This window comes from Streptomyces sp. A3M-1-3, assembly GCF_024213665.1.
In the GTDB taxonomy this organism is placed as follows: Bacteria; Actinomycetota; Actinomycetes; order Streptomycetales; family Streptomycetaceae; genus Streptomyces.
The window spans coordinates 234,980-253,342 of record NZ_JANAVP010000004.1 but is presented as its reverse complement, the minus strand read 5'-3'; the positions used below and the strand labels follow the sequence as shown (position 1 = coordinate 253,342).

Below are 18,363 nucleotides of genomic sequence, written 5' to 3'. Positions count from 1 at the left end.
TGGTGCGGGGCGGTGGGTCAGCGGTCGCTGCGGGCGAGGTACATCTCGCGGGCGGCGGCCTCGCCGATGCCGCGTACGAGGGCCTCGCGGGCGTCGTCGGTCAGCTCGGGGGCGAACGCGAAATGGATGCGGACGATCGGTCGGTCACCCGCGCTGAAGCCGAGCTGGTGCTCGTCGGGCTCCAGGCCGTCGGCGCCGAGGTTCACAGCCCAGTCGGAGACGTCGGCAGCGCCGTTGATGAGGTCGTGGATCCTCCGCTGCGCGGCGTTGAACGCCTCGCCGCGGTCGGCCTCGAAGGGCAGCAGTTCGCCCCAGGTCTTGCCGCCGTCGGCCTCGGTGGAGGTGACGACGTCGTCTTCCATCTGCTCGCCGACGCCCATGAAGTCGGGGTCCTCGCCGAGGGTGGCGAGCTGGCTGGTGGCCTCGGCGCGGAGGTCGTCTTCGGTGTAGGGCAGGTCGGTCATGCGGCTTGTGCTCCTTGGACGTTGGCCGGGCAGTTGGCCCGGTGATCTGTGCGGGCGGTGGCGACGAATCCGGCGACCTGGACGGCGCCGGTGACGGGGCCTTCGCGGGTGTGGCAGCGCAGGCACTCGTAGCGGGCGCGTGGAGGGCGGGCCCAGGTGCCGTCCTTGAGCTGGTGGCCGAGGTCGACGAACAGGGCGCCGGTCACCTCCACGCGCCCGGTCACGCTGCGGCCTTGCGGGCTCGGCGCATCTCGTCGTCGGTCAGGTGCTCGGGCGCTACGCAGCCCGTCATGCCGCAAGCCGCTCGGACGATTCCCGTGGGTTCGCGGCCGTGGCCGACGATGAACGCGATCTTCATCGGCGTGTAGATGCGGCCCTTGAACGTGTGGGTGGTGCTGCTGACGGTCCACTTCTTGTGGCCGTCGGCGGCCGGGGCGGTGCGCTTGTCGTAGAACTCGCGGAGTGTCGGCCCGGAGGAGAGTGCCGTGGCCATCGCCTCTTCGACCGTTGTCCCGCGTCCGGCCGCACGGCGGCGGTGGAGGGCGGCGCGTTCGGCGGGGTTGAGGCCGCCGCGGACGCCGGCCCGGCGGTGCTGGTCGGCGCCCTTCTCTTCCTTCATGGCTTCGGTGAGGCAGGTGGTTTTGACGGGGCATCCGCGGCAGATCCGCTTGGGTTCGCTGCTGTCGGCGTTGCGTTCGTCGCGGGGGATGAACAGTTCGGCCATGCCTGCGCAGGCGGCGAGGGTGCGCCAGTCGTCGGGGTGGCCGAGAGTTTCGGGTGCGCGGTGGGTGTAGAGCTTCACTGGTCGCCTCCGAACAGGGCGTGGTAGGTGGCGCGGTTGTGTTCGCGCATGGGCTGGTCGTCGATGTGGTCCGGGGCGACACATCCGGGGTAGTCGCAGCTCGGGAGTGCCTTGCCGATCGGCTCGCGGCCGTGGCGGATGCGGAACGCGACCCGGTTAGCGGTCTGGTAGACACGCCGGTGGGAGACGATCGGCGTACCGCTTCGGTCGACGTGTCCGGTCCACTTGAGGTGGCCGCCGTCGACGGGCTCGGTGCGCGCGTGGAAGGCGTCTTCGATCGTTCCGGCAGCCGGGCGTCGGCCTTGCTTGCACGGCGGCAGGCGGAGGGCGTTGCGTGCCTTGGTGACGGTGTGGTGGCTGGCGTGGCACTCGGCGGCGACCTGGTGGACGGTGAGGCCCTGGCGGAGACGTTCGGCGATGTCGGCGCGGATCTTCATCGGGCCACTGCCACGGTCGTCTTGGGCCAGTGGACGGTGTCCAGCGCCCGCCGCTGCTCCGGCGGCACCGCGAGCAGCGGGTAGCCGAGCCAGTCCAGGCCCATCGCCGCGAACACCGCGGCGTCGGCAGCGTCGTACCGGCCGGAGCCCTCACACCAGATGCCGAGCTGCTCCACCACAAAGCTGTGGACCATGCCCTTGGCGATGCGGGCCCGCTTCTCCCGCGGTTGGTCCTGCGCCGGATTTGCCTTGCCGGTGGCGTAGATGGTGCGGTTGTGGGGGTTGCACACGGCGTACGGGATGTTGCGGCGGTGCATCGCGTGCGTGATCAGCCACCACAGTCCAGCCCGTTCGTGGTGCCCGGCCTGGAGCTGCTGCCCGTACGCGGGCCCCTCGATGACGACGAGGTCCGCGGCCTTGGTGCGGTCGACGACCTCGCCGAGGATCCAGCCGAGGCGCTCGTGGCCGGTGAGCTTCTTGGGGCGGAGGGCGTCGGCCCAGTCGGCGCCTGCGATGCCGCAGGACGTGAGCGAGGGGTCGAGGCCGATGACTAGGGGGCGGGGACCCGCCGCCGGCCGGGTGGCCGGGGTGGCGGGAGTGACGTCGAACAGAGTGGTCACTGTCCTGCCTCCGTCTCGGTGTTGCAGGTGAAGCAGCGGCGGCCGCCGTTGACGTGGATGGCGTGGTAGGTGGAGCGGAGCTCTTCGGGGCAGTACCGGAACTCGCCGGGCTCGGCCTCGCCCGCGGCGAGGAGGTCGGCGAGCGGCGTCATGTCGACGGGTGCCGGTACGGCGCGGTGGCGGCCGCGGGGCCGGATCACGGACGGGAAGCGGAGCTTCATGCCGACACCCCCGGCTTGTCAGGGCGGCGCTGCTGCCACCGGGCGCCGTCACGGACCGCAGGCGCGTTGAAGCCGAGGAGGTCGTCGAGCTTGCCCTGCTGGGACCGGATCAGCCGGTCGCGGCGAGCGAGTTCGACGCGGTACCCCTTGCATGCCTTGAGCGCGCGTTCAAGGCGCAGCTCGACGGCAGCGAGGCTGTTGGCCACGTCGTCGTACTTCTCGGCGAGGCGGGCACTGTTGTCGAGGACGACCCGCTCGGTCTTCCAGGCATCGGACGCGGCCTGCCGCAGCTGCTCCTCACGGGCCTGCTGGGCGGCCTTCCTCGGGGACTTGAAGGGGAACATCACGACTCCCTGCGCTGGTGCGGGATGAGCGGCCACTCGGGCGCGCAGTACGCCTGCGGGTCCGTCTTGCGGAAGTGGGCCTGGAGCGAAGCGGCCTGCTCAGCAGCCCACTTGATCTGCGCGTGGTGAAGGGCCTCGATGTCCATCGCGGCCAGCTCCGGCCGTGTGGCCCCGAGCCGCCACGCCACTCGGGCCGCTGCGATCGCGTCGGCCGCCGAGTCGTGGGCGCCGTCCAGCTTCACCTTGTAGTGCTCGCACAGCGCGGTGAGGTTGCGCTTGCCGCGCCGGTAGCGGTCGACCTGCTTGTCGATGACGAACGGGTCGATCACCGGCCAGAGCACGTCATCCACGTACCGGTCCGACAGAGTGGGCAGCCCGCGCCGGCGGCACTCCCGGTCGAGGACAGTCAGGTCGTAGCGGGCGTTCATCGCGACGATCGGAATGCCGTGTGCCAGGATCCAGCCGAGCGCGGCGGTGATCTCCTCGATCACCTCGATGGCCGGGCGGCCCTCCGTGCGGGCCCGCTCGGTGGTGTAGCCGTGGATTTTCGCGGCCTCTTCGGGGATCTCGACGCCGGGGTCCGCGACCCAGTTGGCGGGCTGCGGGGGCTGGCCGCCGCCGACCTGGACGATGCACGCGGTGACGATGCGAGCGGTCTCCGGGTCGACCGACGTGGTCTCCAGGTCGAACGCTGCCATGCGCTTCAGGTGCCAGCTCATGCGATGTCACCGGCCTTGACCGCGCCGAGGAAAACGCGGAGCTGCTCGGCCGAGGCGTGGCCGGGCATCAACCCGCCGTTGGCTTCGGCGAACTTGGCCTCGACCTGCTCGGTCGTCCAGCCCTTCGTGCCAGCCGCCGCGATGATCTGGAACCACACCTCGGCGGGGTCGTCGTCTGCGACGACCTCGGCGACGTACGCGCCCTCCTCGTCGGGCCCGTCCTGGTGCGGCTCGTCACGCCAACCCGACTCGCCCGCAGCATCCGACACGTCCTCGGCCTGCTTGAGCGAGGCAGCGCGGGCCTTCAGGGTCGCGGCGAGCGCGTCGTCAAGGTGCCCGGCCTGGTTCGCCTGCGTCCACAGCTTGCCGACCTCGGCACCGGTCTTGGCCTTCGCGGCGAGAGCCGCGTAGTCCGGCCGGCCACCGGTGATGGCGACACGCTCCGGGCCGGTGGCAACAGCCTCCGGAGCGCCGGTGATCTGCCCCGCCATCAGCGCGGCCGGGGTGATTTCGACGTCCAGCGTCGGGACCATGAAGCGGGCCGGGCCCTCGTCGCGCTGGACGAGCTTCTCTTCCATGCCGAGCCATCCGGCGACGTAGCCGCCGGCCTGCGCCAGCAGTTCGGCCGCGGGCGGCAGAGTGACGGCGGCGTAGAAACCCTTGGAGATCAGGAGCCACTGACCGAGGGCGGGCACGTCGCGCAACATCACATTGACCCGAGTGGTGATCTTGCATTCGCGGTTATCCGGGTCGCACATGCAGGGCTTGTCCCGCTTGTGCTCGGTGACGCCGTCGCAGCGGCGCTGACACTTCGAACCGGCGTACAGCTCGTACCACTGGGACACGGCGTCGCGCGGGGGGATCAGGACGGGGAGCCGGTTCGTGGTGGAGTACACCTCGAACTCGGCAGGGCCGCCGTTCGCCGGGGTCCAGGGCTTGACCTCGCCGCCGTACAGGTTGGCGACCTCGGTGAGGATCTCCTGCGAGGGGGAGGTGAAGCGGAAGTTGTTCAGCTTGGCTGGGCGGGTGTATTCCTTGCCGGTCTTGCTGACGCCGGCGACGACGTGGCCGATCCGGATCTCTCCGAGCTGCCGCATACGGCGCTGAAGGTCGATGATGGGCATCAGGCAGCCCTCTCTTCGGTGGTGGACAGGGCGAGGGCACTGCCGACGACGGTCTTCGACAGGCCGGACACCCAGTCCGCGGCCTGCTGGACGATGCGGAACGCGGCGAACACCTGGTCGTCGCAGACGACGGGGATGACCCGGTATCCCTCGGGGCGCAGGTGCAGAACGACGCCCGTGGAGTGCGTGGCGGGCATGGGGACGGTGGAGCCGTCCCGCAGCCACGCCACCTCGGCCTTCCGGTAGGCGGACATCTGCAACGCGGCCTCGGGGTAGACGCCCTTGACGTCCAGCTCGCCGCCGGTCTTCGTGTCGCCCATCAGGACGGTGCTCGCCGGGATGTTGAACTCGGCGGCGATCAGCGGGGATCGGAGGAGGTAATCGAGGGTCCCGGCGTAGCCCGCGGTGCGGTTGCCGACGACCATCTCTGACGCCTCGAATGTGACGTCCCACTGCCGGACGAACCGGCCGAAGTGATGGAGGTACGGGGCCATCTCGGGGTCGTCCAGTAGCTCAGCCGGTACGGGCTGGCCGAGGACGTCCGCTTCGATGATCCGGTGGACGGCCGAGCCGATGTCCGCGCGTTCGTCCTTCTTGCGGAGCGGCGCGCGGCGCAGCCAGTCGTACATGTCGGCGCGCTGCTCGGGGCGGAGCGAAGCGGAGACGAGGGCGGGCAGGTTCGCCATTGCCGTCTCGGCGACCAGGTTGGCGGCCCAGATGGACAGGACGTCGCCCTTGGTGGATCCCTGGGAGAGGATCGTCGTTACGCGGCGGAGCTTGTCGCCGGTGACCTTGTCGCGGTACCAGCCCTGGGAGGGCTGGGGGATGCGGTCGGCGCCGGTCGGGGCCGAGGCTTTGCGCCTGCGGCCGGCGGCCGGGGCGAGTGCCCCGGCCTGCGCGGTCGTCGTCATGCAGCCCTCCCAAAAGCGCTCTTGGTGCTGTCGGTGGTGTTGGCGGTGTAGGAGCGGCGGCCGGTCGCGTGGTCGTTCCACACGGTCAGCTCGCCCCGCGCGGCCAGCGCCCGCAGGTCCTTCCGCGCCGTGTTCCGGCCGGACGCCGGCCACGGGCTGCGGCGGAGGGCGGCCTCGGCGCGGAGGGTCATCCACGGGCCGGGGCTGCGGCGGATCTCGGAGAGGAGCCAGCCGCGGCGGGTGATCAGCTCAGACATCACGCACCGTCCTTCGTCCGGCCTGCTCGTACGCGGCGCGTTCGTCGGCGTAGTGCTCGGCGATGATGCGGCGCAGTTCGGTGAGGTCGCCGTGTTGGGCGATGGTGCGGACTACGCCGAGTACGCCGCGGAGCATGGCCAGCTCGCCGGGGTAGTTCTCCAGCTGGTCGCGGGCGCTCACGCAGACCACCTCCGGTCCTGCTGCGTCGGCATCCACAGGCGCGGGCTGGTGAACCCGTCCTCGTGCATCGCCTGTTCGGCGGGGTCGATCTCGTCGCCCTCGGGCTCGAACTCGTCACTCATCACCAGCACCCCCATCCGGGGTGTCGTGCCGGTCGGCCGCGTTGCGGCAGCGGGGCGAGCAGTACGCGCCGACCCCGGCGCCCTGCGCGAACGTCTCGTTGCACTCGGCGCAGAAGCGGGGTAGCGCCTTGATCGGCCCCCACGCGGTGAGCACCAGGTCCAGCGGCTCACGCAGCCCGTACGCGGCGGCCCGCATCCACGGTCCGTTTACCGGGTCGGGGGCGGCGTCGCTGTCCCAGTGCCAGTGGCGGCCTTCGCAGTCCTTCCAGCCGTGGGAGAGGTCCATGACGGTGCCGTTGTCGTGGGTCCAGGTCTTGCGGTCCGGGTCGAGGCGTCCGTAGACGATCGGGTCAGCCTCGGCGGGGCTACGCATCGGGACCTTGACTCCGGCGGCCTTGTACCAGGCGTCGAACTCGTACGGGGCCATGCCCGGCTCGGATCCGTCGACCGCGGCCTGCATGGCGGTCGCGGCGGTGAGGGCGAGGGTCGCGTGAACCTGCGCGGCGGCGAGGACTTCGGCAGTCCCCTCCTCCACGATCAGTGCGCCGTGGCGGGTCTTGCTGCCCGTCACGAGGCGTTCGGCCTCGCGGTAGTGCTCGGGTCCGGTCATCGGGCGCTCCAGGACATGCGCAGGTAGGCGGACATGCGGCCCAGCGGCCGACGCGAGAGGCTGACGGCGGTCGGGATGATGCGGAACACCAGCGCGACGCCGAGGCTGTACAGGACGAGGGAGATGGAGATGCAGAGGAGGACGGTCACGGTCGTGCCTCCAGGTCCCGGGCGATGCGGTACTCGTGGTGCAGCGGGCTGTCGTGCGGGTCTTCGGCGGCGCGCTGGCGGGCGAGGATGCCGCGCAGCTTCTGCACTTGCGGCGTCACGTCGCCCTCTGCCCGGGCCGCCGCCTGCGGCATGTCGACACCGAGCACCGCGGCCACCTGCTCCCACACCGCGTACGCCGCGCGGGCCGGGACGCCCTCGGCGAGCACCACCTTGGGAAGCGGCGCGGGCAGCAGCTCCAGCAGCGTCTGCCGCTCGGCCCGCAGTCGGGCCAGCTCGACGGCGATCTCCGGGGAGTTGATCAGGCAGGCCGCTTCAAGGTCGTACGCGAACGACGTCGGCAGCGTCTTGCCCCGCTTCATCGCGGCGAGGATCACGCCCGCCGCCGCATTCACACGCTTCGTGTTCACGCCGCCACCGCCTCGGCCGCAGACAGCAGCTCCGCCGCGACCTCGTCCGCCGTGCGGCCCTCTCGGTCGTTCCAGTCCGCGACGCGCTCGACGATGTCCTCGTCGACGATCGGCGAGTGGACGCGCTCGGACAGGAAGGCGACCGCCTCGCTCACCAGCGGATGAGCGTCGCTGAGCGGGTCGGCGTCACCGAGCGGCTCGTCCCAGTTGACGGGGATCGGCGACAGGCCGACCGCGACGCGCATCGCGCCGACCGTGCACACCGGGCGCCCACCGGCGAACGCGGCGCCGGAGAAGAAGGGGACGGAGATGTCGCAGAACCCGCCCTGGTTCAGGCCGTTGGTCTGGACGACCTCCGCGGCCCTGCGGAAGACTTCGGCGATCGCGTCGCCGGTACTGTGGTTGGTCACGGTGTCCTCGTTTCTCGTGTGGATGAGGTGTGCCGAGGGGTCGCGTACGGACGGGCAAGGTCCGGGGCGGCCCCGTTTTTCGTGTGGGGGGTCAGGCGGCGTCAGCGTCGGAGTTGCCGGCCTCAAGGGCGGCGATCTCCGCGTCCTTCTGCTTCCGCTTCGCGTCCTTCGCGAGCTGGCCCTTGATGCGGCGGGCCTGTGCGCTCTTCAGCGCGAGCTCGGTGTAGTGGGCCTTGCGGAGCGATTCGGCGGCCTTCGCGATCTGCGCCTCGGACGCGTCCGGGTGCATTTCGCGGGCCTTCTCCACGAAGCGGGTGTGGTGGCTAGCGCGGCGGGCGGCTGCGGTACGGCTCGCCCTGTCGGGGGTGCTGGACCAGCTCTTGTGCGCGGCGAGGCGCATTCGCATGGAGCGCTCGCTCGTGTCCATGGGGGGTGTCCTTCCGAGTAGGACTGTCCACGCCCATGGGCGTGGACAGTGGCTCAAAAAAGAGAGCGCCTTGGTGGACTCCGAGCGCTTCGGCGATGCGCCGTGCGGTCTCGGGTGTCACCGTTGTGCGCTCCCCGCAGAGCAGTGCGGAGACCTTGCTCTTGGAGATCCCGACGAGTTCGGCCAGCTCGGTCCCGCTGATCACCCGTCCCTGGGGTGCCCATTTCATGAGCTTCCGCAGGAGTTCGGGGTCGGTGAGGTGGAGTCTGGCAGGGGTCATTGGTGCCTCCGTGGAGCTGCCCACGTTCGTGGACACCTCCACTTAAGCACATCGCTTATGCGCTGTCCACGATCGTGGGCACGTTTACCAAGAGTCAATATTCGGTCTCGGTCGGCCATGCCACGCCTAATGTGCCCCCAATCGTGGACAATGACTCGCTAGAGCGAAATGGTTGTGCGCCTTGACCTGGGATTTCCGGGTCAACCCGGGCCGAAAGGTGTGGACTGTGAGGCCGAGAGAGGCGGTTGTGGTGCCAGAGCAGCGTGACGCGCTGACCGAGCTGGTGCAGCAGCATGTCGGCGCTGGGAAGCGCTGGTCCACCCGCGAGTTCTCGGAGGTCGCCGTGGATCCGGACACCGGATGGGCGCCGAGCAAGTCGCTGATTGGAAAGATCATCGCCGGTCAGGGGTACTCCGTCACCCCGCAGCTCGTGTCCGCAGTCGCTGCCGGCCTCGGTCTGCCGCGCGAAGTCGTCGCTGCGGCGGCCCACTTCCAGGTGATCGGGTACACCGAGTCCGAGCTGGCCGGCGGCGCGCCCGCGACCGTGCTCCACCGGATCGGTCAGCGGCCGCCGGATGCGCCCAAGTCCCGTGCCGTCGCGGAGCGTTGGGCCTCGGAGGGGTGACGCGGCCCCACCGTTGCCGCTCAGCAACGGTTTGTTTCTGTACGGTCACGATACGCAAGAACCTTGGCATATTCATTCACACCACCTGCACCAAGGACTGCTGTAGTCGTATGGTTACTTGACCTCGCGCGGTTCGAAAGCGTGTGCGATCCGGCATGGCCGGAGCCTGCTGGATAGGGGGTCATGTGACGGATGTCCAGATGGAGCGTGCTTCGCTCGACAGCGGCATTCCAGTGATGTACCGGGACTACGGCGACCGTGTCCGTATGGCCTACGACCCCGAGCAGATCGGCGAGGCCGCTGCACTCGCACTCCTCTGCGTGCGCGTACCGCGGCTCGTCGGCCAACTCGAACTCATCCGCCCAGGACGCTGACCCCCAACGGCGGCCGGCTACTTCAGCCGGTCGCCGGGGCTCAGCCTCTTGTGCGCGGCCCGGGCCCGCTCCGCGCCGGCCGACGCCGCGTACCGCGAGAGCATCTGCCGGGACTTCCACCCCGTGATCCGCATGAGATCGTCTTCGTTCCCGCCGCCGGTCTTCCACAGGTGCGCGAACGTGTGCCGGAACTGGTGCGGGTGGAGGGCTCCGATCCCTGCGTCTGCGCAGCGCCGCTTGAGCATGGTTCCCACGCCCCAGATGGTCAGCCGCTGCATCTTGTTGCGGTCCCCCCACCACAGCCACATGTCATCCTCCAGCGGCTTGCCCTTGTGCTTTGCGGCCGCGCGGAGGTACCTGTCCAGGGCGGTCGCGCACGCCCGGCCGAAGGGCACGCTGCGGACCTTGTTCATCTTGCCGACCACCTGGAGCACCATCAGGTCCAGGTCGAGATCGGCGACCCTCCGGTCGGTCAGCTCGGACAGTCGAACACCGGTGTCGAGGAAGAGCATCAGGAGTGCTGTGTCGCGCCGGGCCGCGTACGTCTTGCCCGCGCACGCCTTGAAGAGCTTCGCGAGATCCGCCTCGCCGATCACGGGGACCTCGACCTCGGGGAGCGTCGGCGGCTTCATGGTCCGCATGGGGGACCGGTCCAACTCTTCCTCGTCGACCATCCAGTTGAACATGGTCTTCAGTGAGCGGAAGTGCTGGTGCGAGTTGCTCGCCGAGGTCCGCTTCGTGGTGGCGGTGATGTACGCCTCGACGTGCTCGCGGTGGATCTCGTCGAGTTCGGTCGGCGCCGGGCGGCCCTCGTTGCCGTCGGTGGGCGGTCGGTAGCCGTTCTCTTCGTCGAGGAGGAACTCGGCGAAGGATCGCGCGGCCTGCGAGTAGATGCGGATCGTGTTGTCCGACAGGTTCCGTGATCGCAGGGAGCGAATCCAGGAGGCGGACATGGGGGCGATGTTGTACCGCTCGGTTGCCATGGGGCCACCATGGCGTCCACTATCGTGGACAGTCAAGGCGCTTGGTGCATTAGCGATGTGCATCCGGCCAAGAAAGAGTCTCACCGGCGTTTTCGCAGGTGAGGCTATGTGTGTGCCCCCGGCAGGACTCGAACCTGCGGCCAAGCGCTTAGAAGGCGCCTGCTCTATCCACTGAGCTACGGGGGCCGGAAGGTGGCCGTGGTGACCTGGAGCCCCGGAGTGGGGGTGGGACCGTGACCTTGCCGGGTCAAGGATAGGGCTCCGGTTGCCTTGCCCCGGCTGCTTCACCCGCGTGGCACGATGTGGAGGTTCGGTGAAGCGGTCCCGATAATCGCAGGCAGGTACGAATCCTGCAGCGCTTTTGGCGTCCCACGCCCCGGGTGTTGTGCACTCGTTATGCCTGCGCCCCAGTCGTCCCTTCTGTCCCTGGCGCCCGATCGGCGCGCAGGGGTCTCCATACGCTTCAAAAAGACGCCAAAGTTGGGCATTCTTCGCATGTGGTGACCATGGATGTACGGCCTCAGCTGCTTGAAGCACTCTCCGCCCTGCGCGACCGAGTCGCTGCCGTGCGTCTTCCGCTCCCCCTTCCGGGGGCGCCACGAGCACGGCAGGCCCGGGCCGAGCTGCTCGCGCAGCTCGATGACTACTTGGTGCCCCGCCTGACGGCACCCGAAGCTCCGATGCTCGCCGTGGTCGGCGGGTCCACCGGAGCCGGGAAGTCCACGCTGGTCAACTCCCTCGTCGGACGGCAGGTCAGTGAGGCCGGGGTGCTGCGCCCCACTACCCGTACGCCGGTGCTGGTGTGCCATCCCGAGGATCGCCACTGGTTCGCCGATATGCGCGTACTTCCGCAGCTGACCCGCGTATGGCGGCCTCACCAGGAGGAACGCGGCACCGGGCGGGAGCTGCGGGTCGAGACCGTGGGCAGCCTGCCGCGCGGGCTCGCGCTGCTCGACGCGCCCGACATCGATTCGCTCGTCGTCGAGAACCGCACACTGGCCGCCGAGTTGATCTGCGCCGCCGACGTGTGGGTCATGGTGACGACCGCCTCCCGGTACGCGGACGCCGTCCCCTGGCATCTGCTGCGTACGGCCAAGGAGTACAACGCCACGCTGGTCACCGTGCTGGACCGGGTGCCGCATCAGGTGATCAACGAGGTGTCGCGGCAGTACGGCGCGCTGCTGACCAGGGCGGGGCTCGGGGACGTCCCCCGCTTCACCATCCCCGAGCTGCCCGAATCGACGGGCGGCGGCGGGCTGCTGCCCGGTACCGCCGTCGCGCCGCTCGCCGCCTGGCTCGCGCACCGCGCGCAGGATCCGGCGGCCCGGCAGCAGGCGGTGGGACGTACCGCGGCCGGGGTCATCGCCTCGCTGAACGCCCGGATGCCCGGGCTCGCCTCCGCGGTGGCCGCTCAGCACGCCGCCGCGGTACGGCTGACGGGGGCCGTCGACGAGGCGTACCAGCGCGAGGGCCGGCGGGTGCTCGGGCGGCTGAAGGCGGGCGCCGTGCTCGCCGGGGACGCGCTCACGCGGTGGCGCGGATTCCCGCTGGACAGCACGGCCGGTGAGCTTCTCGACTCCCTGGTGGAGAGCCTTACCGCCCTCCTGCAGTGCGCTGTGGCCGGTGCCGACGAGCGCATCGCCGAGGCCTGGCGCCGGGAGCCCGCGGCGGACGGGGTGCGGCGGGACGGCCCGGACCGGGAGGCGGGAGAACGTATCGGCATGACCGTACGGCGCTGGCGGCGGGTGCTGGAGGAGCTGGCCGAGGAGGAGGTACGGCTGATGGAGCGCTCGGCCGCGCCGGATTCCGAGGCCGTCGCGGCGCTCCTCGCGGCGGCCCTGCTCGGCGGCCGGCGGGCCCGTACCGCCGGGGAGCGGCTGGCCGAGCGGATCGGCGCCCAGGGAGCGCTGCGGCTGCGCGACCGCGGCGGCGAGCTGCTCACCACGCACCTGGACCAGGCGCTGCGCGCCGAGCGGGACCGCCGGCTCGCGCCGCTCGACGCACTGGAAGTGACACCGGAGCCGCAGGCCGAGCTGATCGCCGCACTGTCCGTACTGCAGAAGGAGAGGTGACCGCGGTGACTGCCGTGACCGACCAGCCCGAACACAACGAGACACGCTGGGACGACGGACTGATCGCCCGGCGCGTGCCGGATGCGGACGGGGACGCGGATGCGGACTCGGAGATCGACGAGGACGGCCGCCTGCTCGTCGATCTCGGGCTGGACGGGAGCAGCGCGCGCGAGGAGGCCACGCACCACTTCGCGGTGGCGTCGGGCGGGCCCCTGCGCGTACGGCTGGACGCCCTGCGGGAGCTGATCGGGCTCTCCCAGACCCGCCTCGACGGCAAGACCCTCATCGAGGCGGGGCGGGTGCTCGACGAGGCCGCCGCCCGGCGCGGACTCTCCCCGCAGCACACCGTCGTCGCCATCGCCGGGGCGACCGGGAGCGGTAAGTCGACCCTCTTCAACGCCCTGGCCGGAGTGCAGATCTCGGAGACCGGGCTGCGCAGGCCCACCACCGCCGCGCCCATCGCCTGCAGCTGGACCGACGGCGCCGCCGGACTGCTCGACCGGCTCAGCATCCCGGGCCGGCTGCGCCGCAGGCCGATGCACGGCGGCGAGGGGGACGAGGCGATGCGCGGGCTCGTCCTGGTCGATCTGCCCGACCACGACTCGGCCATGGTCGCCCACCGCGAGCATGTCGAGCGGGTGCTGGCCCTGGTGGACGCGGTGATCTGGGTCGTCGATCCGGAGAAGTACGCCGACGCCGTACTGCATGAGCGTTATCTGCGGCCGCTGGCCGGGCACGCCGAGGTCACTTTCGTCGTACTGAACCAGGTGGACCGGCTGCCCGGCGAAGCCGCGGACCAGGTACTGGACGATCTGCGCAGGCTGCTCGACGAGGACGGTATGGCGCTCGGCGAACACGGCGAGCCGGGGGCGACCGTACTGGCGCTCTCCGCGCTCACCGGTGAGGGCGTCGGGGAACTGCGGGAACTGCTCGGCCAGTTCACCCAGGAACGGGGCGCCGCGACACGGCGGCTCTCCGCCGATGTGGACGGGGCGGCCTGGCGGCTGCGTCCGGTGTACATGGCCGACGGGCGGCCGGAAATCGGTGCGGTGGCGCGCGAGGAGTTCGAGAACCACCTCGCGGAGGCGGTGGGCGCGCTGGCCGCCGGGCAGGCGGCGGAGCGCGCCTGGCGGCGGAACGCGGGGCGGGCGTGCGGTACGCCGTGGCTGCGGCTGTGGCGGTGGTACGAGACGCAGCGCTCCCCGCGCGCCGTGGCGCGTTCGCTGATCCCGTCCGCCCCCGCCGAGGAGGGGATCACCGCGCGCCAGCGGGTGGAGCAGGCCGTGCGTACGGTCGCGGACGACGCGGCCACCGGGCTGCCCACCCCGTGGGCGCAGGCGGTGCGCGAGGCGGCGGTACGGGGGGCGGAGGGGCTGCCGGAGACGCTGGACGAGCTGTCGGTGACGGCCGGCGTGCCACGCGGCCGGCCGCCGCGGCCCGCCTGGTGGCCGGCGGCGGTGCTCGCCCAGGCCTCGATGACGCTGCTGCAGATCTACGGCGGGCTGTGGCTGCTGGGACAGATCATCGGCGTGTTCGAGCCGGGCCTGCTGCCGCCTGTGCTGCTGATGCTGGCCGGGATCGTGGGCGGCCCGCTGGTGGAGTGGACGTGCTCGATGGCGGCCCGTGGGCCGGCCCGGCGGTACGGGCAGGACGCCGAACGGCGGTTGCGGCAGGCGGCGGCCGGGTGTGGGCGTGCGCGCGTGCTGGAGCCGGTGGCGGCGGAGTTGCTGCGCTACCAGGAGGTGCGGCAGCAGTACGTGACGGTGGCCGGGTTGTCCACAACCGGTCAGTAGTCCACAGCCCGGAGCGAGTTCTGGCCGGTCGGCGCACTATGGGGGGCAGACGGGAAGGGCCGCAGGGGCAGCAGAGACGGGGACGGGGAGGGGACCGCACATGAATGACACGATGGTCACGTTGGTGGGCAATGTCGCCACGCGGGTCGAGTACAAGGAGGCGGCGACGGGTACGGTGGCGCGCTTCCGGCTCGCGGTGACCGCGCGGCGCTGGGACCGGGGGAAGGACGTGTGGACGGACGGAGCCACCAGCTTCTACACGGTGTGGGCCCGGCGCATGCTCGCGGCGAATCTGGCCGGGTCGGTGTCCGTGGGTGAACCACTGGTCGTACACGGTCGGTTGAAGGTGCGCGACGAGGAGCACGGGGACGGGAAGCGGTGGTTCTCGGCCGACATCGAGGCACTGGCGGTGGGGCACGACCTGACGCGCGGTACGTCGGCGTTCCGGCGGGTGGTCAAGGGGGAGCCATCCCTGACTGAACCTCAGAAGGCCCCGGTGATATAGATGTTCGGGGCGGCGGGCAGAGCCCGGGCGAAGCCGGCTCGGACCCGGCGCACGGCGATTTGTCGACAGTGTCAGGGTGGAGAGGGCGGACGCCATAACGATTCCGATTCGGAATGGTTATGGGAGCGCATGACCGGGGAGCCTGTTCAGCTCCCTCTCTAGGATTCCGTGGTACTCACGGGGCACTTGAGTCTCAGGCGAGGCGGCTCCCCCCACACGCGCACCAGCGCGAACGCTTCTCGCCCGGAGGGGAATTCTGTGTTTTCTGCGTTCTCTGCGTTCGTTTCGTTCTCAGGACGGGGGCGAGGTCCCGCCCGCGTTGCCGCGGCACTCCTGGTATCCGGACTCCTCGCGTCCGGGACGATTGCCGCCGCCGGTGCGGCGGCAGCCGATGAAGCGCCGCAGCACCAGGGGGGCGCCAGCGCCACCCTGGACGGTCTGAAGGCCTTCGACCGCGCCGTCGTGACCATGGACGGTACGCAGCGGCAGATACCAGCCGGGCTCTTCGAGATGAGGGTCGACGACGGAGGCACGCTCCAGACCTACTGCGTCGACATCCACAACCCGACGCAGAAGGAAGCGAAGTACGTCGAGACGCCCTGGAACGGCACCTCGCTGGGCAGCAATCCCGATGCCGGCCGGATCCGCTGGATCCTTCAGCACTCCTACCCGCAGGTGAACGACCTCGCCGGGCTGGCCAGGGCCGCCGGTGCCACCGTACTCAGCAGGGAGACCGCAGCGGCCGGCACGCAGGTCGCGATCTGGCGCTTCTCGGACGGCGCGGAGGTGGAGGCGCTCGACCCGCAGGCCGAGAAGCTCGCCGACTACCTCCAGAGGAAGGCGAAGAACCTCGCGGAGCCCAAGGCCTCGCTGACCCTGGACACCAGTGCGGTATCCGGGAAGGCGGGCGAAATGCTGGGCCCGGTCACCGTCCGTACCGACGCTCAGTACGTGACCGTGGCCGCTGCCACCGATCTCGCCCACCCCGGCGTCAGGATCGTCGGAAAGGACGGCAAGCCGGTCACCGCCGCGGCCGACGGCGCGCAGCTGTTCCTCGACGTCCCCGCGGGCACCCCGGACGGCTCGACCTCACTGAGCGTGCAGGCCACCACCAAGGTCCCGGTCGGCCGGGCCTTCGCAGGCGAGTCCAGGAGCCAGACCCAGATCCTGGCCGGCTCCAGCGAGTCGACGGTCTCCGCCACGGCCACGGCGAATTGGGCGAAGAAGGGACCGATACCGGCCCTCTCGGCCAGGAAGAACTGCGCCAAGGACGGCGTGGACATCACGGCCGCCAATGAGGGCGACGAGGCGTTCACCTTCGAGCTGAAGGGCTTCAAGCACACGATCGCGGCCGGACAGTCGCAGACCGTCACCCTCCCGGTGCGCGAAGACCAGACGTACGACTTCACCCTCACGGGTCCCGGCGGCTTCACGAAGCAGTTCAAAGGTGTCCTCGACTGCAAGACCGCCGGCAGCACCGTCGGCGCGCCCGAGCAGCCGTCCTCCCTGCCGAGCCCGGCCGGCGGCGTCGCCGACGACGACGGCCTCGATCTCGCCGAAACCGGCAGCTCCGAGGCCACCCCGGTGATCGCGGGCATCGCACTGATCCTGGTGCTGGTCGGCGGCGTCGCGGTCTTCCTGTTCCGCAAGAAGAAGCCGACCGGTACCGACGAGTAGCCAGAGGAGGACAGGGGCCCGGGCGGTCGTCCCGTACGGCCGGGCCCGGGCCGGGGAGGAGCCCGTTTCCACGCGGGGGTGGACGTCAGGCAAGATGGGGTGTATCTGCCCTCACGCGGCGGAGCCGCACATTGGCCCTTCTCGACCTGCCGGACGGTTTCTCTTGGCTGAGTTCATCTACACCATGCGCAAGACGCGCAAGGCGCACGGCGACAAGGTGATCCTTGACGACGTCACCTTGAACTTCCTGCCCGGCGCGAAGATCGGTGTGGTCGGCCCGAACGGTGCCGGCAAGTCCACCGTTCTCAAGATCATGGCTGGTCTGGAGCAGCCCTCAAACGGCGATGCGTTCATCTCGCCCGGGTACACCGTCGGCATCCTCATGCAGGAGCCGAAGCTCGACGAGTCCAAGACGGTCCTGGAGAACGTCCAGGACGGCGCCGCCGAGATCATGGGCAAGCTGGCTCGCTTCAACGAGGTCGCCGAGCTCATGGCGACCGACTACTCCGACGCGCTGCTGGATGAGATGGGCAAGCTCCAGGAGGACCTCGACCACGCCAACGCCTGGGACCTCGACGCGCAGCTCGAGCAGGCCATGGACGCGCTGGGCTGCCCGCCCGGCGACTGGCCTGTCACCAACCTTTCCGGTGGCGAGAAGCGCCGTGTCGCGCTCTGCAAGCTGCTCATCGAGGCGCCCGACCTGCTGCTCCTCGACGAGCCCACCAACCACCTCGACGCCGAGTCGGTGAACTGGCTGGAGCAGCACCTCTCGAAGTACGCGGGCGCCGTCGTCGCCGTCACGCACGACCGGTACTTCCTCAACAACGTCGCGGAGTGGATCCTCGAGCTCGACCGCGGCCGCGCGCACCCGTACGAGGGCAACTACTCCACGTACCTGGAGAAGAAGCAGGCCCGCCTCAAGGTCGAGGGCCGCAAGGACGAGAAGCGTCAGAAGCGGCTCAAGGAAGAGCTGGAGTGGGTCCGCTCCAACGCCAAGGGCCGCCAGACCAAGTCGAAGGCGCGTCTCGCCCGGTACGAGGAGATGGCCGCCGAGGCGGACAAGATGCGGAAGCTGGACTTCGAGGAGATCCAGATCCCGCCGGGCCCGCGCCTCGGTTCCATCGTCGTCGAGGTCAACAACCTCTCGAAGGCCTTCGGCGACAAGGTCCTGATCGACGACCTGTCGTTCACGCTGCCGCGTAACGGCATCGTCGGTGTCATCGGCCCGAACGGCGCCGGCAAGACCACGCTGTTCAAGATGATCCAGGGGCTGGAGACCGCGGACTCCGGCGCGATCAAGGTCGGCGACACCGTCAAGATCAGCTACGTCGACCAGAGCCGCGCCAACATCGACCCCAAGAAGACCCTCTGGGCGGTCGTGTCGGACGAGCTGGACTACATCAACGTCGGCCACGTCGAGATGCCCTCGCGGGCGTACGTCTCCGCCTTCGGCTTCAAGGGCCCGGACCAGCAGAAGCCGGCCGGGGTGCTCTCCGGTGGAGAGCGCAACCGCCTGAACCTGGCGCTGACCCTCAAGGAGGGCGGCAACCTGCTGCTCCTCGACGAGCCGACCAACGACCTCGACGTCGAGACGCTGTCCTCGCTCGAGAACGCGCTGCTGGAGTTCCCCGGTGCGGCCGTGGTCATCTCCCACGACCGCTGGTTCCTGGACCGCGTCGCGACGCACATCCTCGCGTACGAGGGCGAGTCGAAGTGGTACTGGTTCGAGGGCAACTTCGAGTCGTACGAGAAGAACAAGATCGAGCGGCTCGGCCCGGACGCGGCCCGTCCGCACCGCGCCACGTACAAGAAGCTGACCCGGGGCTGA

At 70.1% G+C, this 18,363-nt stretch carries 27 protein-coding genes and 1 tRNA gene; 7 read left to right on the top strand and 21 right to left on the bottom strand.

Annotated elements, in window-relative coordinates; all coding sequences use genetic code 11:
- Positions 1–17: 17 nt before the first annotated feature.
- The 19 genes from NLX86_RS06550 to NLX86_RS34980 form a co-directional block, all read right to left on the bottom strand.
- Entirely contained in the window at positions 18–464 is a 447-nt protein-coding gene (locus NLX86_RS06550; protein WP_254370626.1) for a hypothetical protein, read from the bottom strand.
- Positions 461–688: a hypothetical protein gene (locus NLX86_RS06545; RefSeq protein ID WP_254370625.1), complete on the bottom strand. Its 228-nt coding sequence runs from the start codon at positions 686–688 to the stop codon at positions 461–463. The genes NLX86_RS06550 and NLX86_RS06545 overlap by 4 nt, the downstream gene beginning before the upstream one ends.
- Positions 685–1,266, bottom strand: coding sequence for a WhiB family transcriptional regulator (locus NLX86_RS06540; RefSeq protein ID WP_254370624.1), 582 nt, complete (start codon positions 1,264–1,266; stop codon positions 685–687). The genes NLX86_RS06545 and NLX86_RS06540 overlap by 4 nt, the downstream gene beginning before the upstream one ends.
- Positions 1,263–1,703 (bottom strand): helix-turn-helix domain-containing protein, encoded by a 441-nt coding sequence (locus tag NLX86_RS06535; RefSeq protein ID WP_254370623.1) that lies wholly within the window; start codon positions 1,701–1,703, stop codon positions 1,263–1,265. Before NLX86_RS06535 ends, NLX86_RS06540 begins: the two co-directional genes overlap by 4 nt.
- Positions 1,700–2,323: a hypothetical protein gene (locus tag NLX86_RS06530; protein ID WP_254370622.1), complete on the bottom strand. Its 624-nt coding sequence runs from the start codon at positions 2,321–2,323 to the stop codon at positions 1,700–1,702. Before NLX86_RS06530 ends, NLX86_RS06535 begins: the two co-directional genes overlap by 4 nt.
- Complete coding sequence (locus NLX86_RS06525) at positions 2,320–2,544, bottom strand: hypothetical protein (RefSeq protein ID WP_254370621.1); 225 nt, start codon at positions 2,542–2,544, stop codon at positions 2,320–2,322. The genes NLX86_RS06530 and NLX86_RS06525 overlap by 4 nt, the downstream gene beginning before the upstream one ends.
- Positions 2,541–2,888 carry a hypothetical protein gene (locus NLX86_RS06520; protein WP_254370620.1) on the bottom strand — a complete coding sequence of 116 codons (348 nt, stop codon included), beginning with the start codon at positions 2,886–2,888 and terminating at the stop codon, positions 2,541–2,543. Before NLX86_RS06520 ends, NLX86_RS06525 begins: the two co-directional genes overlap by 4 nt.
- A complete protein-coding gene (locus NLX86_RS06515) occupies positions 2,888–3,607 on the bottom strand; it encodes an exonuclease domain-containing protein (RefSeq protein ID WP_254370619.1) in 720 nt (239 codons plus the stop codon). Before NLX86_RS06515 ends, NLX86_RS06520 begins: the two co-directional genes overlap by 1 nt.
- Positions 3,604–4,731 (bottom strand): hypothetical protein, encoded by a 1,128-nt coding sequence (locus tag NLX86_RS06510; protein WP_254370618.1) that lies wholly within the window; start codon positions 4,729–4,731, stop codon positions 3,604–3,606. Before NLX86_RS06510 ends, NLX86_RS06515 begins: the two co-directional genes overlap by 4 nt.
- Positions 4,731–5,642 carry a hypothetical protein gene (locus NLX86_RS06505; RefSeq protein ID WP_254370617.1) on the bottom strand — a complete coding sequence of 304 codons (912 nt, stop codon included), beginning with the start codon at positions 5,640–5,642 and terminating at the stop codon, positions 4,731–4,733. The genes NLX86_RS06510 and NLX86_RS06505 overlap by 1 nt, the downstream gene beginning before the upstream one ends.
- Positions 5,639–5,899, bottom strand: coding sequence for a hypothetical protein (locus NLX86_RS06500; protein WP_254370616.1), 261 nt, complete (start codon positions 5,897–5,899; stop codon positions 5,639–5,641). Before NLX86_RS06500 ends, NLX86_RS06505 begins: the two co-directional genes overlap by 4 nt.
- Entirely contained in the window at positions 5,892–6,080 is a 189-nt protein-coding gene (locus NLX86_RS06495; RefSeq protein WP_254370615.1) for a hypothetical protein, read from the bottom strand. The genes NLX86_RS06500 and NLX86_RS06495 overlap by 8 nt, the downstream gene beginning before the upstream one ends.
- The gene (locus tag NLX86_RS34340; RefSeq protein WP_302060995.1) at positions 6,077–6,202 is read right to left on the bottom strand and encodes a hypothetical protein; all 126 of its coding nucleotides are present in this window, start codon (positions 6,200–6,202) and stop codon (positions 6,077–6,079) included. Before NLX86_RS34340 ends, NLX86_RS06495 begins: the two co-directional genes overlap by 4 nt.
- Positions 6,195–6,812 carry a phiSA1p31-related protein gene (locus NLX86_RS06490; RefSeq protein WP_254370614.1) on the bottom strand — a complete coding sequence of 206 codons (618 nt, stop codon included), beginning with the start codon at positions 6,810–6,812 and terminating at the stop codon, positions 6,195–6,197. The genes NLX86_RS34340 and NLX86_RS06490 overlap by 8 nt, the downstream gene beginning before the upstream one ends.
- The gene (locus NLX86_RS06485) at positions 6,809–6,961 is read right to left on the bottom strand and encodes a hypothetical protein (RefSeq protein WP_254370613.1); all 153 of its coding nucleotides are present in this window, start codon (positions 6,959–6,961) and stop codon (positions 6,809–6,811) included. Before NLX86_RS06485 ends, NLX86_RS06490 begins: the two co-directional genes overlap by 4 nt.
- On the bottom strand, positions 6,958–7,389 hold the full coding sequence (locus tag NLX86_RS06480) for a hypothetical protein (RefSeq protein ID WP_254370612.1): 432 nt from the start codon (positions 7,387–7,389) through the stop codon (positions 6,958–6,960). The genes NLX86_RS06485 and NLX86_RS06480 overlap by 4 nt, the downstream gene beginning before the upstream one ends.
- Positions 7,386–7,799 carry a hypothetical protein gene (locus NLX86_RS06475; protein ID WP_254370611.1) on the bottom strand — a complete coding sequence of 138 codons (414 nt, stop codon included), beginning with the start codon at positions 7,797–7,799 and terminating at the stop codon, positions 7,386–7,388. The genes NLX86_RS06480 and NLX86_RS06475 overlap by 4 nt, the downstream gene beginning before the upstream one ends.
- 91 nt (positions 7,800–7,890) lie before the next feature.
- Positions 7,891–8,226 (bottom strand): hypothetical protein, encoded by a 336-nt coding sequence (locus NLX86_RS06470; RefSeq protein WP_254370610.1) that lies wholly within the window; start codon positions 8,224–8,226, stop codon positions 7,891–7,893.
- Positions 8,123–8,455, bottom strand: a complete 333-nt coding sequence (locus tag NLX86_RS34980; protein WP_374213843.1) for a helix-turn-helix domain-containing protein — start codon at positions 8,453–8,455, stop codon at positions 8,123–8,125. Before NLX86_RS34980 ends, NLX86_RS06470 begins: the two co-directional genes overlap by 104 nt.
- A 301-nt stretch (positions 8,456–8,756) precedes the next feature.
- Between NLX86_RS34980 and NLX86_RS06465 the strand changes: the two genes are divergently transcribed.
- A complete protein-coding gene (locus tag NLX86_RS06465; protein ID WP_254370609.1) occupies positions 8,757–9,131 on the top strand; it encodes a hypothetical protein in 375 nt (124 codons plus the stop codon).
- A gap of 200 nt (positions 9,132–9,331) precedes the next feature.
- Positions 9,332–9,505 carry a hypothetical protein gene (locus NLX86_RS06460; protein WP_254370608.1) on the top strand — a complete coding sequence of 58 codons (174 nt, stop codon included), beginning with the start codon at positions 9,332–9,334 and terminating at the stop codon, positions 9,503–9,505.
- A gap of 17 nt (positions 9,506–9,522) precedes the next feature.
- Here NLX86_RS06460 and NLX86_RS06455 read toward each other — a convergent pair whose 3' ends face one another.
- On the bottom strand, positions 9,523–10,488 hold the full coding sequence (locus NLX86_RS06455; protein WP_254370607.1) for a tyrosine-type recombinase/integrase: 966 nt from the start codon (positions 10,486–10,488) through the stop codon (positions 9,523–9,525).
- A gap of 113 nt (positions 10,489–10,601) precedes the next feature.
- Positions 10,602–10,674 (bottom strand) — tRNA-Arg (locus NLX86_RS06450).
- Positions 10,675–10,994: 320 nt separating this feature from the next.
- Here NLX86_RS06450 and NLX86_RS06445 point away from each other — a divergent pair.
- The 5 genes from NLX86_RS06445 to ettA all read left to right on the top strand — a co-directional run bounded on the left by NLX86_RS06445 (position 10,995) and on the right by ettA (position 18,363).
- The gene (locus tag NLX86_RS06445; protein ID WP_254370606.1) at positions 10,995–12,560 is read left to right on the top strand and encodes a dynamin family protein; all 1,566 of its coding nucleotides are present in this window, start codon (positions 10,995–10,997) and stop codon (positions 12,558–12,560) included.
- 5 nt (positions 12,561–12,565) lie between these two features.
- On the top strand, positions 12,566–14,353 hold the full coding sequence (locus tag NLX86_RS06440) for a GTP-binding protein (protein ID WP_308409548.1): 1,788 nt from the start codon (positions 12,566–12,568) through the stop codon (positions 14,351–14,353).
- Positions 14,354–14,453: 100 nt separating this feature from the next.
- Positions 14,454–14,858 carry a single-stranded DNA-binding protein gene (locus NLX86_RS06435; RefSeq protein WP_254370605.1) on the top strand — a complete coding sequence of 135 codons (405 nt, stop codon included), beginning with the start codon at positions 14,454–14,456 and terminating at the stop codon, positions 14,856–14,858.
- Between the two features lie 462 nt (positions 14,859–15,320).
- A complete protein-coding gene (locus tag NLX86_RS06430) occupies positions 15,321–16,535 on the top strand; it encodes a Cys-Gln thioester bond-forming surface protein (RefSeq protein WP_374213840.1) in 1,215 nt (404 codons plus the stop codon).
- A gap of 163 nt (positions 16,536–16,698) precedes the next feature.
- Positions 16,699–18,363 (top strand): energy-dependent translational throttle protein EttA, encoded by a 1,665-nt coding sequence (gene ettA, locus NLX86_RS06425; RefSeq protein ID WP_254370603.1) that lies wholly within the window; start codon positions 16,699–16,701, stop codon positions 18,361–18,363.